The organism is Xanthomonas sp. NCPPB 2250 (assembly GCF_056725265.1).
Map to the genome: position 1 here is coordinate 2,688,899 of NZ_CM161520.1, position 15,887 is coordinate 2,704,785.

Annotated in this window: 13 protein-coding genes; 2 read left to right on the forward strand and 11 right to left on the reverse strand. The window is 65.7% G+C overall.

The window, feature by feature from the left end:
• Nucleotides 1-5: 5 nt before the first annotated feature.
• The 10 genes from AC1PMG_RS10575 to fabD are packed head-to-tail and all read right to left on the reverse strand — an operon-like array spanning nucleotide 6 to nucleotide 13,090.
• Nucleotides 6-758 (reverse strand): polyketide synthase, encoded by a 753-nt coding sequence (locus AC1PMG_RS10575; RefSeq protein ID WP_481108851.1) that lies wholly within the window; start codon nucleotides 756-758, stop codon nucleotides 6-8.
• Between the two features lie 4 nt (nucleotides 759-762).
• Nucleotides 763-1,563, reverse strand: coding sequence for an ABC transporter permease (locus AC1PMG_RS10580; protein WP_481108852.1), 801 nt, complete (start codon nucleotides 1,561-1,563; stop codon nucleotides 763-765).
• Complete coding sequence (locus tag AC1PMG_RS10585; protein WP_481108853.1) at nucleotides 1,560-2,459, reverse strand: ABC transporter ATP-binding protein; 900 nt, start codon at nucleotides 2,457-2,459, stop codon at nucleotides 1,560-1,562. The genes AC1PMG_RS10580 and AC1PMG_RS10585 overlap by 4 nt, the downstream gene beginning before the upstream one ends.
• 55 nt (nucleotides 2,460-2,514) lie before the next feature.
• Complete coding sequence (locus AC1PMG_RS10590; protein ID WP_481108854.1) at nucleotides 2,515-7,911, reverse strand: amino acid adenylation domain-containing protein; 5,397 nt, start codon at nucleotides 7,909-7,911, stop codon at nucleotides 2,515-2,517.
• Nucleotides 7,912-7,939: 28 nt separating this feature from the next.
• Nucleotides 7,940-8,704: an enoyl-CoA hydratase/isomerase gene (locus tag AC1PMG_RS10595; protein ID WP_481108855.1), complete on the reverse strand. Its 765-nt coding sequence runs from the start codon at nucleotides 8,702-8,704 to the stop codon at nucleotides 7,940-7,942.
• Nucleotides 8,701-9,960 (reverse strand): hydroxymethylglutaryl-CoA synthase family protein, encoded by a 1,260-nt coding sequence (locus AC1PMG_RS10600; RefSeq protein WP_481108856.1) that lies wholly within the window; start codon nucleotides 9,958-9,960, stop codon nucleotides 8,701-8,703. Before AC1PMG_RS10600 ends, AC1PMG_RS10595 begins: the two co-directional genes overlap by 4 nt.
• 53 nt (nucleotides 9,961-10,013) lie before the next feature.
• Nucleotides 10,014-10,262, reverse strand: a complete 249-nt coding sequence (locus AC1PMG_RS10605; protein WP_481108857.1) for an acyl carrier protein — start codon at nucleotides 10,260-10,262, stop codon at nucleotides 10,014-10,016.
• A gap of 7 nt (nucleotides 10,263-10,269) precedes the next feature.
• On the reverse strand, nucleotides 10,270-11,691 hold the full coding sequence (locus AC1PMG_RS10610) for a PfaD family polyunsaturated fatty acid/polyketide biosynthesis protein (protein ID WP_481108858.1): 1,422 nt from the start codon (nucleotides 11,689-11,691) through the stop codon (nucleotides 10,270-10,272).
• Between the two features lie 37 nt (nucleotides 11,692-11,728).
• Entirely contained in the window at nucleotides 11,729-12,205 is a 477-nt protein-coding gene (locus AC1PMG_RS10615; protein WP_481108859.1) for a PspC domain-containing protein, read from the reverse strand.
• A gap of 12 nt (nucleotides 12,206-12,217) precedes the next feature.
• Complete coding sequence (gene fabD / locus AC1PMG_RS10620) at nucleotides 12,218-13,090, reverse strand: ACP S-malonyltransferase (RefSeq protein WP_481108860.1); 873 nt, start codon at nucleotides 13,088-13,090, stop codon at nucleotides 12,218-12,220.
• Nucleotides 13,091-13,423: 333 nt separating this feature from the next.
• Here fabD and AC1PMG_RS10625 point away from each other — a divergent pair, with 333 nt between their 5' ends.
• Together AC1PMG_RS10625 and AC1PMG_RS10630 are read left to right on the forward strand one after the other, a co-directional pair.
• Nucleotides 13,424-14,155 (forward strand): metallophosphoesterase, encoded by a 732-nt coding sequence (locus tag AC1PMG_RS10625; RefSeq protein WP_481108861.1) that lies wholly within the window; start codon nucleotides 13,424-13,426, stop codon nucleotides 14,153-14,155.
• Between the two features lie 2 nt (nucleotides 14,156-14,157).
• Nucleotides 14,158-14,952: a 4'-phosphopantetheinyl transferase family protein gene (locus AC1PMG_RS10630; RefSeq protein ID WP_481108862.1), complete on the forward strand. Its 795-nt coding sequence runs from the start codon at nucleotides 14,158-14,160 to the stop codon at nucleotides 14,950-14,952.
• Here AC1PMG_RS10630 and AC1PMG_RS10635 read toward each other — a convergent pair.
• The gene (locus AC1PMG_RS10635) at nucleotides 14,939-15,886 is read right to left on the reverse strand and encodes an acyltransferase domain-containing protein (RefSeq protein WP_481108863.1); all 948 of its coding nucleotides are present in this window, start codon (nucleotides 15,884-15,886) and stop codon (nucleotides 14,939-14,941) included. The genes AC1PMG_RS10630 and AC1PMG_RS10635 overlap by 14 nt on opposite strands.
• Between the last annotated feature and the right edge of the window lies 1 nt (nucleotide 15,887).

A 15,887-nucleotide genomic window follows, 5' to 3' on the forward strand; every position in this document is an offset into this window, starting at 1 on the left:
AATGGTCAGTTTCCGAAAAGCCGCTCGATCCGCTCCCTCACCTCGGGTTGCGAGAATGTCACGTCGTGCATCGCCAGCTCCTGCTCGATCACAGCCGGCAATTCGCGGCGCATGCCGCCCACGAGGTGATCTTTCAGCGTGACCAGCGCCCCGCGGGGCTTGTCCGCCAGATCCACCGCCAACTCCTTGGCGTACCCTAGCACATCGGCGCGGGGCATCACGGGGAACGGCACGCCGCGCTTGGCGAGGTCGTCGCCGCGGTAGCTGCGGGCGCTCATCAGCATTTCGTGACCGAGCGGAATGCCGAGCTTGCGCACCAGAATATAGGTGGCGCCCATGCCGGGCGTGAAGCCGTATTTCATGAAGTTCGTGGTGTAGACGCTCTCGCGGCTGAGCACCACGAAGTCGGCGAATAGCCCGAAAACGAACCCGCCTCCGATCCCGTGGCCCTGCATAGCCGAGATGACCGGAATCCGGCACTCCAGCGCCAGGCTGTAGAGATTCACGTCAGAAAATTTGCTGCGCCCCTGCTGGATGCTATGCAGCCCCTCCTTGGTGCCGCCGGAGGCGAAATAGGTGTCGTAGCCCGTAAGGATCACCGCCCGGTAGCAGGGGTTCGCCTCGATGTGGGCGAAGGCCTCGACGAGCCCATGCATGAGCTCCGGCGAAAACGTGTTCTTGTTCTGGCGGTCCTGCATGGTGACCTGCAGGACGCCCGGCGCCACCTCGCTCAAATCGACGACCGATGTCATGGGCATGCCTTTATCCGTGGCGCGTCATCTTCTTTACGGTCAGTAGGGTGAGCCCGACGGTAAGCACCGCCAGGAAAAGCACGTGGAACCATGCCCCCACGATGTAGATGTGATTGGCGCCCCCCACTCCCAGCACTAGCTGGTTCAGGTAGAACGGCGGCATGAACAGCGCGATCCAGCCGATGGCCGCGGGCAGCGGGAAGAACAGGCCGGAAAAATACAGCTGCGGCATGTAGACGATAGTGGTGATGCCGTTGGCCACGTGTGCGCTGGCGCGGGCGCCAATGAAAAAACCGATGGCGCAGAACGGCAGCACGCCCAACCACAGCACCAGGCCCACCATCACCGCCTGGGTCGCGTTCAGCGAGATGCGGCCCATGGCCAATCCTACTGCGATCATCACCACGATCACCATGGCCGCATAGGCCATCGCGCAGACGAACTTGCCGATGAGATGTGCTGCCGCCGGCATCGCAATCGCCCGCTTGAACTCGAGCAGCTTGAATTGACGCTCGCCGGCGAGAATGGCGCCGAAACCGAACATCGCCGGTCCCATGATGCCGAGGATCGCCATGCCGCTGAACAATCCGAGCCGGAGATCGGGATCGGCCTTCTGCGGCGACCCCAGGGCACTGAACACGAGGAACAGCACCACCGGCATCACCAGGAAGGGAAAGCCGAAGCCGGGATTGCGCAACGAGCGGATGAACTCGTACTTGGCTTCCAGGTAATAGATGCGCAACACCTTCAGGCGCGACATCCGCTTGCGCTGCATCTTCGCGGTGTCCAGTCCGGAAACAGTCGAGTTCACAGGCGGTTCTCCTGGGTAATCTTCACGAAGGCATCAGCCAACCCCGCCTGGCTGACGGACAAGTCGCCGAGCGTACTGTCCCTTTCCAGCAAGCGGCTCACGGTGGCCTCCAATTCGGCATGGTCCACGGTCAGCTTAAGGGACCCGTTCTCGACCACCGCGATCGCCACGCCGGGCCACGTGCCGACTTCTTCGGCGGTGAGATGGCTGGTACAGGTGATCCGGCGGGTGGAAATCGACTGGGTCACTTCCTTGACCGTACCTGATTTGACGACGCGTCCTTTGGCCAGTACCACGATTCGGTCGGCGAGCGCCTCGGCTTCTTCCAGGTAATGGGTGGTCAGGAGGATGGAACACCCGGCATCGACCTGCTTGCGCACGATGTCCCACAGGCTCTGCCGGGCCTGCACGTCGAGACCCACCGTCGGTTCGTCGAGGAACAGCAGCTCGGGCTTGCCGCACAACGCGATGGCGAACTGCACCTGGCGCTTCTGGCCACCCGAGAGCAAGCCGTAGCGGCGATCGCGCAGCGAGTCGGTATTGGTCATCCGCAGGATCTCGTCGGGATCGTGACCGTCCGGATAGTAGCTGGCGAACAGCGTCACCAGCTCGCGCACCTTCAACTCCGGTGCCATGAAGACTTCCTGCAGCATGACGCCGAGGCGCCGCCTCGCCTCCATGTCGCCAGGCGGCAGGCCGAACATGCGGATCTGCCCGGCATCGGGCTTCTGCAGCCCCAGCATCAGGGAGATGGCGGTGGTCTTGCCCGCGCCGTTCTCGCCGAGTAGCGCGACCAACTCGCCACGATGCACGCGAAGATCGAAACCGTCGAGCGCGGTGGTGTCTCCGAAGCGCTTGTACACGCCTTCCATTTCAGCCAGATCGACGCTTGCCATCATGTTTCCCTGATTTCTTGGGTTGACTGGATGTAGCCGAAGCGGCGAGAGATCGTCAATGCGACGCCCCTCGTCCGGTGAGGCTCGATAGCGAAACCTCGAACGAATCCGCGATCCCCTGCAATGTATCGCGAGAATACCTGCTGCTGACGAAATTTACACAGAGGCAGCCATCCGTCAGGTTGCTTAGCAGCGCCATCTTCCACGGCACCGATACCTGCTCAAGGACACTGGCGTACTCGCGGTTGTCGAAGTGCATGGTGAACAGGCCACCCGGCGCCTCGCCGCCCAGCACGCCCTGGTGATTCAGCAGTACGTCGATGGGCGCATGCGGGAGACGTTGCTCCTTTTCGGCCAGATGGCGCGAAATGCCGTAGCCGAGGCCTTCGTGCGGCAGTTCGCGCAGCCTATGCCGCACGCCGGCCAGCGTCGCGTCCATCGTCGTGTCGGCCGCCAGTTCGAGCAGGCACGGCACCGGCGTGGAGAACCAGCCGAGCGTGCGTGATACATCGAGGCCATCGAAGCCGGCTACCCGGCCATGGTGATAGACGCCGAGCGCGAAGCTGGTCAGCCCCGACCATTGCCAGAGGGCACGTACCAGCGCGGCCAGCAACAGCTCGCCCGTCTGTGCCGCATGGTCGCGAGCGGCCCGGGCGAGCAGTCCGGACGTCCGTCGGGCATCGATGCACAGCATGACGCATTCGGAACGTTCCGCATCGCCGCCGTCTTCGAACTCCACCGGCAGCGGCTTGTGCGTGTTCCACGGCAACGCCTGCCAGAACTCCCGTTCCGCCGTGGCGCCCGAAGACCTGGCGTAATCCTCCAGGCCGAGTGCCCATTGCCGCAGGGACGCACCCTTCACGGGCAGGCGCACCGGCAGGCACGCCTCGAGTTGTTCGTACACGGTCTGCAGGTCTTGCAGCAGGATGCCCCACGAAAGCGGGTCGATCGCGAAGTGATGGACCGCCAGCAGCAAAACCTGGGTCGACGCATCGGCAGCTTCGACGAGGCTGGCTTGCAGCAGCAGGCCGTCACCGGCATCCACGCGTTCGCGCGTTCGCGAAAGGATCGCCGCGACAGCTTCGCCGACATCCGCGCCGGCATCCAGCCGTTCGACGGCCAGCACCTCGCGGCCGGCCATCGTGGCGATGGGCGCGATCGTCTGCGCCCATTCGCCTCCCGGCGTGGTGGTCACACCCAACCTGAGGACGTCGTGATAGATCACCAGCTTGCGCAGCGCGGCGCCAAGCAACGCCGGCGACAGCGGTCGGCGGCATGCCAGCACCTGGGAGGACACGAGGTGGCGGATCACCTGTTCGCCCTGCGCCAGCGCCCCGTGCTGGATGGGCGTAAACGGCACGTCGCCGGTCACGCCGCCGCGCTCGGGAGCTTGCGTCGCATCCGCGCGCCCGAGATGGCGCAGCGCGTCCGGCACGGACGCGGCGTCCGCCAGCGTTGCCGCTAAGCGGGCCACGGTGGGCTGCTCGAAGATCGCATGAAGGGTCAGGCGCAGGCCCGCGCGGCTTGCCCGCCCGATGACTTCGATCGCGCTGATGGAGCTGCCGCCCAGTTCGAAGAAATCGTCGTCGCGTCCCACGCGATCCACGCGCAGCGCCTCGCGCCACGCGTCCGCCAGCGCCGTCTCGACCGGTCCACGGGGAGGCTCGAAGGACCGCTCGCGTCCCCGTGGCGGTAGCGGCAATGCGCGCCGGTCCACCTTGCCCTGGAGGTTCATCGGCAACGCGTCCAGGACGACGAACGCGGCAGGCACCATATAGGCGGGAAGCGAGTCGCCTAGCCGACGGCGCAAGACCTCCACGATGGTCGCGCGGTCGGCGTCCGCGCAGCTCACCCACGCCACCAGCATCGGTTCGCCGGCCGACGATCGGTCGACGCCCACGACCGCCTCGCGCACCTGCGCGACCGCGCGCAAGCATGCCTCTATCTCCCCGGGCTCGATACGGAACCCGCGCAGCTTCACCTGATCGTCGTTGCGGCCCACGTAAGCCAGGTCGCCGCCGGGAAGCCAGCGGGCGAGATCCCCGGTGCGATAGATGCGCGCGCCCTCGACGAAGGGATCCGCGACGAAGCGGGCAGCGGTGAGGTCGTCACGATGCAGGTAACCGCGCGCGACGCCGGCGCCACCGATGCACAGTTCACCCACGACCCCCACCGGCACGGGATGCCCCTGCGCATCGAGCACATAGACACGTGCGCCGTCGATCGGGCGTCCGATTGGTACGTCTTCGAGCGAAGTCGTGTCGGCAGGCACGCGATACGCGGTACTGGTCACCGTGCCCTCGGTGGGACCGTACGTATTGAGCCATGCGATACGCGTTCCGGCGAGTGCGTGCCAGCGGCGCAGCGACGCCAGCGACACCCGTTCGCCCCCGACGATCACCAGCCGCAGCGGACCGGTATCGATCGATTCTCCGGCCAATGCCTCGACGAACGCATGCCAGTAGGCGGTGGGCAGGTTGAGCACCGTCACCCGCCGCATGACGATGCAGCACAGCAGTTCAGCCGCCGTCGGTACGCCCGCCTCGCGCAGGACGATCGCCGCGCCGGCCGCGAGTGTGGGAAAGATTTCTTCGACGGATGCGTCGAAACTGATCGAAGCGAACTGCAATGCGCGGTCGGCATCGGTCAGCGCGAACGCCTCGCACGCCCAGCGGGCATGTCCGGCCACGCTACCGTGTTCGACCACCACGCCCTTCGGTTCGCCCGTGGAACCCGAGGTGTAGATGACGTAGGCGGCATCGCGCGCCCCACGGGAGGCGGCATGCGGCGCCGGATTCGTGGACGGCTGGGCCGCCGCCAGGCAAGCGTCGCCATCCATCGCGACCAGCGGGACGGCGACGTCCGGTAGGCTCGCGGCCAACGCCGATTGCGTGAGAACCGCCACGGGGCGCGTCTGGGCGAGGATGTGGCCGAGACGCGCGTCCGACGTCGCGGGATCGACCGGCACGTATGCCGCGCCCGCCTTGAGCGTTGCCAGCAGCGCCACGATCAGCGAGGAGCTTCGCTCGACGTACACCACCACCCGGCTCTCCGGAGCGGCACCCAGCGAACGCAGGTGATGGGCCAGCCGGTTGGCTCGAGCGTTGAGTTCGGCGTAATCGATATCGACGACGCCGTCGGATATCGCGATCGCGTGGGGGCGTCGTTCCGCTTGAGCCTCGAAAAGCGCGTGTATCGTCGCGGCAGGCGCCGCTGTTTCTTCGCCTCGCGAGAAGCGCAACAATTCGTCGCGGGCGTCGCCGTCCGCCAGCGGAATGCGGGCCAGCGGCCCAGCCAGCGCGGCGGGATCGGTCAGCCGCGCGAGCAGGTCGAGCAGTCCGCGCGCATGGACCTGGATTTCCCAGGCCTCGAAGTGCCGTGCGTCGGCACTCCATGCCAGTCGGAGCTCTCCGTTCAGGTGCGCGCGAATGCGAAGTTCCACGTCGGCGTCGTTGGCGCCGCCGGCCACGTCGAGCACCGTGCGCCAGGCGGGCGATGCCTCGCCGGGGATGCGGCCGCGACCGGCCGCGACCACACGGGCTGCGCAATCTTGGATGAAGTTCGATGCAGGAACGGATGGCTGCGCGAGGTACGTGACGGGAACGGGCGTGCCGCCGGCGGACGACACGAGTGCCACACTCGCCTGCTCCATACGTAGGGCCTTGCACAGATAGAGCACGGCGGCGGCGACGAACACGTCGGCGGCCGCCACATTGCACGCCTCGGAGGCCGCGTGCAACGTGCGGAGCACGCTCGCCGGCGCGATGACCTCATGGCGCAGGCGTCCCGGTTCGGCGTGCGGATGCATCGCCACGCAGAGGCTTGCCGGCGCACCATCGCTCGCCGAGGCATCCGCTGGCGCGCCGAGTCGGCGGGCGGAGAACCGTTCGTCACGGTCCGGCGACGCGCCCAAGGCCAGGTCGAGGTCGTCGAGCGCGACGTCCGGAGACGCCGCGACCTGTCGCGTCAGCGCGACGAAGCGTTTCGCCAGATCCTCGACGGTCGATGCGTCGAAGAGGTCCGTGGCGTACTCGAAGGCCCCATAAAAGGCACCGGACGCCTCCTGGATACTCAGCGTCAATTCGTTCTTCGCCGTGGTCCAGGGAAGGATGACCGGCTCCATGCGTGCATCGCCCAGGGTCGCCTCGCGTGCCGAGTCACCGTGCATGGCGAACGCGATCGTACCCAGTGCCGGAGGTACGCCACCGGATTTCGCGCGCAGCGCCGCCACCAGTTCCTCGAAGGGCAGGTCCTGGTGCGCATAGGCGTCGATCACCACGTCGCGCACGTGGACCAACCATCGACGAAAGGTCATGCCTTCCACGGCCACGGCGCGCAGCACGAGATTGTTCACGCACAGACCGACGATGGCCTCGGTACCCGGATGGTTACGGCCGGCAACCGGCGTGGAAACGACGAGATCGCGCTGCCCGATCCACCGCGAAAGCAGCACGTGGAACACGGCGAACATCGCCATGAACGGCGACGCCCCCGTGGAGACGGCCAGGGAGCGCAGCGCCGCGCCGTCGGCCGCGGGAATCGCGAACCCGTGCACCGCGCCGCGAAAACTAGGCATCGCGGGACGCTCGCGATCCACTGGCGGCACCGGGGCGCGGAAACCGTCGAGCCGCCCCATCCCTTCGGCAAGCAGTGCTTCCAGGACCGGGCCGCGTAACCATTCCCTCTGCCATCGCGCGTAATCCGAATAGCGCAGCCGCACCGGCGGCAAGGGATCGGGTGCGCCGGAACGGAACGCCTCGTAGAGCGCCACCAGTTCGCTCCAGAGCAATTGCGACGCCCAACCATCGCACGCGACGTGGTGCAGGGTGACGAAGAGGACATGATCCTCGGGCCCCATCCGGATCAGTGCGCCGCGCACGAGCGGCCCGGCGGCGAGATCGAATGGCGACCGCAGTTCCTCCCCGAGCACCTCGCGGAGGCGCTCGTCCGCCGCTTCGACCGCGGCAGTGGCCAGGTCGACCTGACGCAAGGAAAACCCGCGGGGATCACCCACGTGCTGCATCGGCGTGCCGTCGACCAGCGACAGCGTCGTGCGAAGGACCTCGTGCCGTTCGACCAGGGTATCCAGGGCTCGCCGCAACGATGCGGTATCGAGCGCACCGATCAGGCGCACGGCCGATGGCACGTGGTAACGCGCCGCGCCCCGTGGGGCGGCCAACTGGTCGACGATCCACAGGCGCTGCTGTGCGAGCGAAAGCGGAGCCGGCCCGTTTCCGGGCGCCGGTACCAGCGGCGGCGGATCCACGCGATGCCCCAGGCTACTGAGGAAAGCGAGAATCTCCGCCTTGTGCGCGCGCAACCGGGATACGTCTTCCTCGCGCAACGCGCCGCGCGGCGCGTCCACCGCCAGTTCGCCGTTCTCCACCCAGAGACGAACGTCCCTGGCGCGAAGGCCATGGACCAGCCGGTCGATGGAGGGCTCGGCGCTCACGGAGGCCGATGGCCGTTCGGCGTGGCGGTCAGGCCTCCCACGGAAACACCCCGTGTTCCACGTAGCGGACGATGCCCTCGACGTTGCGGGGATCGGAAAACACTTCCGCGTTCACGTCGATCGCCGACTGCCGTTGCGCCCGGAGCCCGCCCGCGAGCTGGTCGGCATAGCGTTTGTAGCGGCCTATCGCGACGGGGGACAGCCGGCGCAGGCGCAACAGGTGCTTGCGCAGCAAGGCGTCGGATTGGGGTTCGAGCGCATCGACGAGTCCCCAGGAGAGCGCCTGCGACGCCTCGACCGGATGGGTCATCAGGGTGAGGTAATGCGCTCTCTGGAAACCGATTCGCCTGATGAGGAACGGCAGCACACAGGCGGGTATGAGACCGAACAGCAATTCGGAAAGGCTGAAGCGCGCCGTTTCATCGGCCAGCACAATGTCGCTCGCCGCCACGAAGCCCATGCCGCCGGCGTTGACCTTGCCGCGCACGTGCGACACGCACAGGTAGGGTCCGGTCGCCATGCGCAGCCACAGGTCGTACAGGCGGTCGGGGCCGGCCTCGGGGGCTTCGGCACCCAGGGAACGATCGCGGATGTCCGAGAAATCGGCACCGAAGCAGAACGTCTCCGCGTTGCCGCTGAACACGATGGCGTTCGCGCTGCCCTCGCATTCGTCGAGGACACGGTGGCATTCCTCCACCAGTCTGGCATTGATGGTGTTGTTGGCCTCGGGACGGTCGAACTGCAGGAAGCAGATAGAATCCTGCATGCGCACCTGCAACGTTTCGTAGTTCACGCGGTCCACTCGTACTCGCGATGGAATTCACGGATCTGGCGAAGGTACATGCGCGGGCGTCCTGAATGATTCATGCGCGCCGCTCTCTCCCACTGATCGTGCAGCACGACGTTGCGCGTGCCGAACTTCACGATGGCGCTTTCCCTCAACAGTTCGTCGTACTCGCCCATCGTGAGCGAATGGCGCGCATCCAGGCCACCCTTGATGTCGAAGCGGCTCTGCCGCTTCTGCCCCTCGGCGGTCACCACGCCGCTGTAGAACTCCGAACAGCAGCCTGAGCCATAGGAAAAGCATCCTATGCGCTTGGGATGCTCATACTCGCCGGTGTCGATGGTTCCCGCCAGCGACATGAAGACCGTACCGCCCATGATGTTGCCTACCCGCTGGCAGTACGACATGCCCGGGACGACGCGGCGCTGGAAATCCTCGTCGATCTCGTTCGGCCGGGCCTGCGCCACCTTCCGCATCATTGTGCGGTGGGCGCCTTTGACCATGCCGCCGAAGGGAGTGTGGAACGTCAGGTACTGGAAAGAGTCCCGGTAATCCACACCCTCGACGCGCCGCTGATACTCGCGGAACGCATTCTCGCAGCAGTCCAGGTACGAGAGCAGGGACAGATCCGCGTCGCCCGCTTCGCTGTCGGCCACCGGCCGACAGGTGTCCATCACTTCGTAACCGTAATAGCCGTTCGCGCCGACGTCGACCTGGAATACTTCCGGGTTTTCGCCGATCAGCATTGCGACCGCACCCGCGCCCGAACTCGGCTCGGCGAACGACCAATCCTGGGTAAGGGCCTCCCCAGCGTCGACGGCCATGAAACGTGAGATGTCGGTCGCCACCACGAGAGCCTTCGCCCCGGGCGAGGACTGTGAAAGGATGAAGTTCACGGCCATCTGGAAGCCGGCGGTGCCCGAATAGCACGCCTGCTTGATCTCGAACAGCCGACAGTTCCGGTTGAGCTTGAGATGATGGTGGATGTACGTGCTCATCGACTTGCCGAAGTCGATACCCGATTCCGTACACGTAATGAGCAGTTCGATCCGGTCCCGTTCCGATTCGTCGAGGCTGTCGACGATGGGCTTAGCCGCGTTCACCGCGAAGGTGATCGGGTCTTCGCATGGCAGCGCGACCGCCTTTTCCTTCATGAGAAGGTTTTCAAAACGCGTGGTGTCCAGTCGCCGGTGCTCGGCTAGCCTGCCGACATCCAGGCACGCAGTGCCTCCGAACACGTTCAACGCCTCGATTCCAACCAGCATTCCCTCACCCCCTTTCGATAGGCCGCGCCCGTGATCCTTAACAGACCGCCATGTCAGGCGGATGGCAGCTTGCCCAGCAACAGGTCGGCGAGTTCGCCGATGTTGCGCGGGCCGAACAGTTCCACACGAGGGATGGCCAGGTTCAGCTCCGACAGAACCTCCGCGAGTATCTCGGCGCGATCGATGGAATTGGCGCCAAGATCTTTCAGGCTGTCCTCGGCGACGAAACGATGGTCTTCCAGCGCGGGAAGAACCTCCGAAGCCTTGGCGCCGATGATTGCGACGATGTCGTTCTTGTCCATCAATGCCTCACGATGGCAGTCCACCGACCGCCCTCAACGATTTCGATTCAGACGCTTGGCTGGCGCGCTGCATCGACGCCAGTTCTGCGTAACTTTGGCTCAGCAGTTGCGCCGCACCTTCCATCAGGCGCACGCCGAGATCGGCGACACGCCGGTTGCGCCACGGCACGAGCGGCGTATCCCTTACCCACTGGTTGAACGCGCCCAGGGCGGGACCGCAGTGAATCTGGTAGTCGACCTTGCCCTCCGCGACGCCCTGCATGGCGAGCCGCGTCGTGTGCACGAAATACCACTTGAAGATGAGCGCCATCTTGTGCCGCGGATTGCGCTCCATCTCGCCGATCCTGTCCGGCATGACGCGCGCGTAATACGCCATCGTCTCTTCCCACACCGCCTCGAACGATCGCTGGAAATACTTGTCCTGAATCTGCTGGCGCGTCTGCGGGTCGATGTCCTCGATGGAACCGAACCGCTGGTACAGCTCGTAGAGCTTGTTTGCGCGCGCGGGGAAGAACAATCCGCGCCGGGCCACCTGAACCTTGGCGCCCAGTTCGAACATGTCGCCGGCCGGGGCATAGCACGTGTCCTGCACGTTCAGCTCCTGCAGAATGTCCTTTACCGCATCGCTGGTGCCCGCCTCGACCGTGCACTGGTTGATCGAGCCGGTCATGACGAAGGCGGCGCCCATGATGAACGCCGCGGCGACCGCATGAGGCGTACCGATGCCGCCAGCGGCGCCCACCCGGATGCGTCGGCGGTAACCGTGCTCCTTCATCGCCGCGTCGCGCAGCGCGAACATCGCCGGCAACAGCGCGAACGCCACGCCCTGGTCGGTGTGTCCTCCCGAATCGGATTCGACGCAGATGTCCTCGGACATCGGGATGCCTGCACCGATTTCCGCTTCCTCCGCGGTGAGGCGACCGGCGGCGATCAGGGCGCGCACGATCTCTTCCGGCGGCGGCCGCATGAAGGCCGAGGCCACCTCCGGACGCGATACCTTGGCCAGGATGCGGCGCGGGGATACGGCATGGCCATGCGCGTCGCGCCGGATGCCGTGCAGGCGAAACCGAACCAGGCTCGGCGTGATGCGCATGAACGCGGCGGCCTCGACGAAACGCACGCCGTGGCGCAGGTACATGTCGACCGTGTGGTCTTCGATGTCCGGTCGGTCGAGACTGCACAGCAGGTTCATGCCGTACGCCTCGCCGCCCGGAAGCCGCTCACGTATGCGCACCAGCGCCGCCTCGAGCGCATCGAAGGTCATGCCGCCGGCGCCGAGGTAGCCGAGCATCCCGGCCCGACCCATCGCGATAACGAGATCGGCGGAAGAAATACCTTTATACATCGCGCCGGCGAGATACGCGTAGCGCAGGCCATGATCGGCCCTGAACCCTTCGTCACCCAGCGAATCGGCGCCGATGGTCAGCATGGAAAGCTCCGGCCGGATCGTTGCCGCATCATCGGGCTCACCCGGCGTCCCGCGATCGCGTGGCAGCATGCGCATCGTCGGCCACTGGCACGACAAATATCGCGATCAGGTAGAGCACGGCCAGTGCGCCTCCGCTGAACACGCCGAGGATGATGAAAATGGAGCGCATCCAGGCCACGTCCACCTTCGAGTACACGGCCAGCCCATTGCACAGCCCGGCCAGCCACTGGCCCTCGCGGATGCGGTAGAGCCTGCGTCCTTCTTCCCGGACCGTCGGCGCCGCCGAAGAGGATGGCGTGCCAGCGACGTCGCGGAGGATCGCATCGATCTCGGGGGCGGTGACAACCGTCTTGGTCGCATCCACGCACGCGGCCAGCCTCCCGGCCAGCAAGCGCTCGGCGTCATCCCTCTCGGCAGGCGCGAGCGATTCCAGATACTCGCGCAGGTTCCGATAGCCGTCCTGCTCCACCTGGAATGCCCTGCCGCGCACGCTCAGTGTGACTACTGTTTTCACGGAATGCGCTCCTCAGCCGGCGATGGCTCGCGCGGCATCCTGGATCTGTTTGACAAGCCGGGTCAATACGTTGCCCGGACCCACTTCGCGGAAGTCCTTGATGCCCTGCGACAGGAGGTACTCGACGCTTTCGGTCCAGCGCACCGGCTGCGTGATCTGTTTCACCAGCAGTTCGCGGATGCTCGCTGCGTCGCCCGGATAAGGCTTCGCCGTGACGTTCGCCACCACGGGTATCCGCGGCGGCGCGAACGCGAACGAGGCCAGGTACCCTTCGAACTGACGGGCATAGGGTTCCATGTAGCGCGAATGGAACGCCGCGCTCACCGGCAACGGAACGAACAGGGAAGCCCCGGAGGATTCGAAGAGCGGGCCAAGCCGCGCGATGTCGGCCGTGGGACCGCTGATCACCGTCTGCGACGGCGAGTTGTAGTTGGCGACGTCGATGCCCTGAAAGCCGTGGTCGTCGATCACCGCGCGGACCCGCTCCGGCGCCAGGCCGATGACCGCGCCCATGCCACCGTCGCGCGCCTGGCCCATGAGCTCGCCGCGCTTGTGCACGAGGCGCAGCCCGGTCATGAAATCGATGACTCCCGCCGCCACGAGCGCGCTGTACTCTCCCAGGCTGTGGCCGGCCGCGTAGCGCGGCACATGGCCGTCCTTCACCGCCTTCAGCATGTGCAGCGAGCAGACCACATAGAGGGCCGGCTGCGTGTATCGAGTGTCCTTCAGCAGGCCGTCGGCGTCGTCGACGCAGAGCCTGCGCATCGAATAGCCGACGAGATCGTCGATGTCTTTTTCGACGGCACGATATTCGGGCAGATCGAAGAGCTCCTGACCCATGCCCTTCTGCTGCGACCCCTGCCCGGGAAAAACGAATGCAGTCATCAACGTCCTCCGCTTGCTCCCTGAACGTCGAGAATGCTTCGACGTAGCGATCCTCACGATGGTCACCGGCATCGTGAAGATCCCGGACAGCCGGTTATGCACGTGTTTTCGTAACTGAACCCGCATACGAGCGATGGACGGCGCGAATTCCGTTGCGCATCCAGGAAAATCCAAACCCCGAGGCGATGATTACAGATTCCCCTGGGGGCCGCAACCATGATCCAGGCCGTCGGCTGCGGCGTGGAGGGCACATGATAAAGTGCCTCGGGCGGCGGTTTTGCCGTGCCTCCAGACCGCCTTGCCATGCGAGTGTTTGCATTGTCGGATATCCACGTGGATTACGAGGTCAACGCGCGCTGGGTCCAACGCCTTTCCATCGTCGATTACCGCCACGACCTGCTCATCCTGGCCGGCGACGTCACCGATCGGCTCGATCTGCTCTCGTGGTGCATCGCCGAGTTCGCGCGGCGTTTCCGGCAGGTGTTGTTCGTGCCCGGCAACCACGATCTCTGGGTGATGCGCGACGCGCCGGGCAAGACATCCTGGGAGAAGTTCGACGACGTGGCCGCCTGCGTGAACGATGCCGGCGCAAGCATGCGCCCCTTCGAGCACGCCGGCCTCCACGTCATTCCCCTGCTGAGCTGGTACGACTACTCCTTCGGCGAGCCGGACGAGGCCCTGCAATCCATCTGGATGGATTTCGCGGCATGCCGTTGGCCCGAGGGCATCCGGGCGAACGACGTCAGCGAGCGCTTCGCGGCCATGAATCAGAGCGAGCCGCCGTCCGGCGCGAAACGCGTCGTGACGTTCTCGCACTTCCTGCCGCGCATCGACCTGATGCCGGCCTCCGTCCCCGGCCCGGTGCGCATGCTCTTTCCCGTGTTCGGGTCGATCCGCCTCGACGCGCAGCTCCGTCGCCTGGGCGCCGACACGCACGTCTACGGCCACAGCCATCTCAACAGGACGAAAAGCATCGACGGGGTGACCTACGTCAACAACGCCTTCGGCTATCCCTACGAAGATCACATCGCCGCGAAACTCCTGGTCCCGATCGTCGCGGAGTGACCATGGAGCCGCTCCTGCCCGGCGAGGTGCACCTGTGGATGGCTCGCTATCCGCAATTCGGCGATCCCTTGTCCAGCGCCAAGTGCGATGCCGTCATGACCGACGAAGAAAAGGCGAGGACGGAACGTTTCCACTTCGAGGACGATCGTCTGCGCCACCGGGTCACCCGCGCCCTGCTGCGCAACAGCCTGTCACGGTACGCGCCGGTGAATCCGGACGCGTGGCGCTTCGTCTCCAACGCCTACGGACGCCCCGCGATCGACCCGCATCACGGCGAGGCCTGTACGTTGTCATTCAACCTGTCGCACACGCGGGGCCTCATCGTCCTCGCCATTGCCCGGGACGTCGACCTCGGCGTCGACGTGGAGAACGTTCGCCATCGCGCCGCGCCACTGGACGTCGCCGACCGCTTCTTCTCGATCGAAGAGGTCGGCGCGCTCGCCAAGATCGATGCTGCGGCGCGTCCGCGCCGCTTCTACGAATACTGGACGTTGAAGGAGTCGTACATCAAGGCGAGGGGGATGGGTCTTTCCCTACCCCTCGACGGTTTCGCCTTCTCGTATCCCACCGACGATGCCATTGCACTGGCGATCGATCCGACCCTGTCCGACGACCCGGCGCGATGGGAATTCTGGCAATGGCACCCGATCGACGATTGCCTCGTCGCCCTTTGCCTCCAGCGGCGTGGCGACGCCGCCACGCGCATCCATGCGCGCCTCGCCTTGCCGGGCGGTGAGGCAACGCTGTCGCTCGTGCCGCTGCGCCGCTCCCGCGATGCTTCGCTCAGCACGCGGTAACGAAGCCGAAGCTCTTCAGCTCGCCCCCCAGGGGCGAAAGCACCTTGCTGATGCGCGACGCCGAGCCGGCTGGCAGCAGGTAGTTCAGGAATGTGGCGAGCGTGCCGGACGGACCGACGTCGAGGTAGTGGAAGGACTCGCGTGCCTCCAGTCGCTGGACGGCGGCCGGAAAGGCGATGGGATCGCGAACCACGTGCCAAAAGAAATCTTCCGGCAACGTTTGGTAGTCGATGGCCTTGGCGCAGCATACGACCGGCATGCGGGCCGGCCCCATGGGCAGCCCATCGAAACACCACCGTAGCGGTTGGCCGGCCGCGTCGATCCAGCGCGAATGAAACGCGTGCGTCACCGGTAACCGCTGGTAGGGTACCGTGCGTGCGTCGAGGAAACGCTCGACCTCGTCCAGCGCGGCGTCCAGTCCGGCCACCACGAAATGCGAAGAGAAGTTCACCGCCGCCAGCTCGGCGCGCGTGGCGATCTCCGGCGTGTCGTACAGCGTCGGGTCGCCGACGATGGCGAGCATGCCGCCCGGCGGGCAATGCTGTTCCACGATCCGAGACTGGCGCAGGATCGCCGCCAGCGCGTCCTCGGGCGTGATCGCACCGGCCACGGCCACTGCCGCGTAACTGCCCAGGCTGGCGCCCAGGGTGAGGTCGGCATGTACGTGAGCGGCCTCCAGGGCCTTCGCCATCGCGTACTCGACCATGAAGATCGCCAGGCCGCTGAGGGGCGTGCGCGCGAACGTGTCCGATCGCGAACGGGCCGGATCGTAGATCATGCGAACGATCGAGGTACCGCACAGCGCGAGGGCATGCGCGTCGAGGCGGTCCATCCAGCGCCGGAACACCTCGTTGCCCTGGTAGAGCGGTTCGCCCATGCGGTAGTACTGCGAGCCCTGCCCCGAGAACATGAAGATCGTCTTGAGTGGTTGCATA

Bases quoted from the DNA above. Each gene is read 5' to 3' on its own strand.
- AC1PMG_RS10610 (WP_481108858.1), bottom strand. From the start codon at position 11,691: ATGCTGACCATCGGCGCCGATTCGCTGGGTGACGAAGGGTTCAGGGCC.
- AC1PMG_RS10575 (WP_481108851.1), bottom strand. From the start codon at position 758: ATGCCCATGACATCGGTCGTCGATTTGAGCGAGGTGGCGCCGGGCGTC.
- AC1PMG_RS10635 (WP_481108863.1), bottom strand. From the start codon at position 15,886: ATGCAACCACTCAAGACGATCTTCATGTTCTCGGGGCAGGGCTCGCAG.
- fabD (WP_481108860.1), bottom strand. From the start codon at position 13,090: ATGACTGCATTCGTTTTTCCCGGGCAGGGGTCGCAGCAGAAGGGCATG.
- AC1PMG_RS10600 (WP_481108856.1), bottom strand. From the start codon at position 9,960: ATGCTGGTTGGAATCGAGGCGTTGAACGTGTTCGGAGGCACTGCGTGC.
- AC1PMG_RS10605 (WP_481108857.1), bottom strand. From the start codon at position 10,262: ATGGACAAGAACGACATCGTCGCAATCATCGGCGCCAAGGCTTCGGAG.
- AC1PMG_RS10585 (WP_481108853.1), bottom strand. From the start codon at position 2,459: ATGGCAAGCGTCGATCTGGCTGAAATGGAAGGCGTGTACAAGCGCTTC.
- AC1PMG_RS10630 (WP_481108862.1), top strand. From the start codon at position 14,158: ATGGAGCCGCTCCTGCCCGGCGAGGTGCACCTGTGGATGGCTCGCTAT.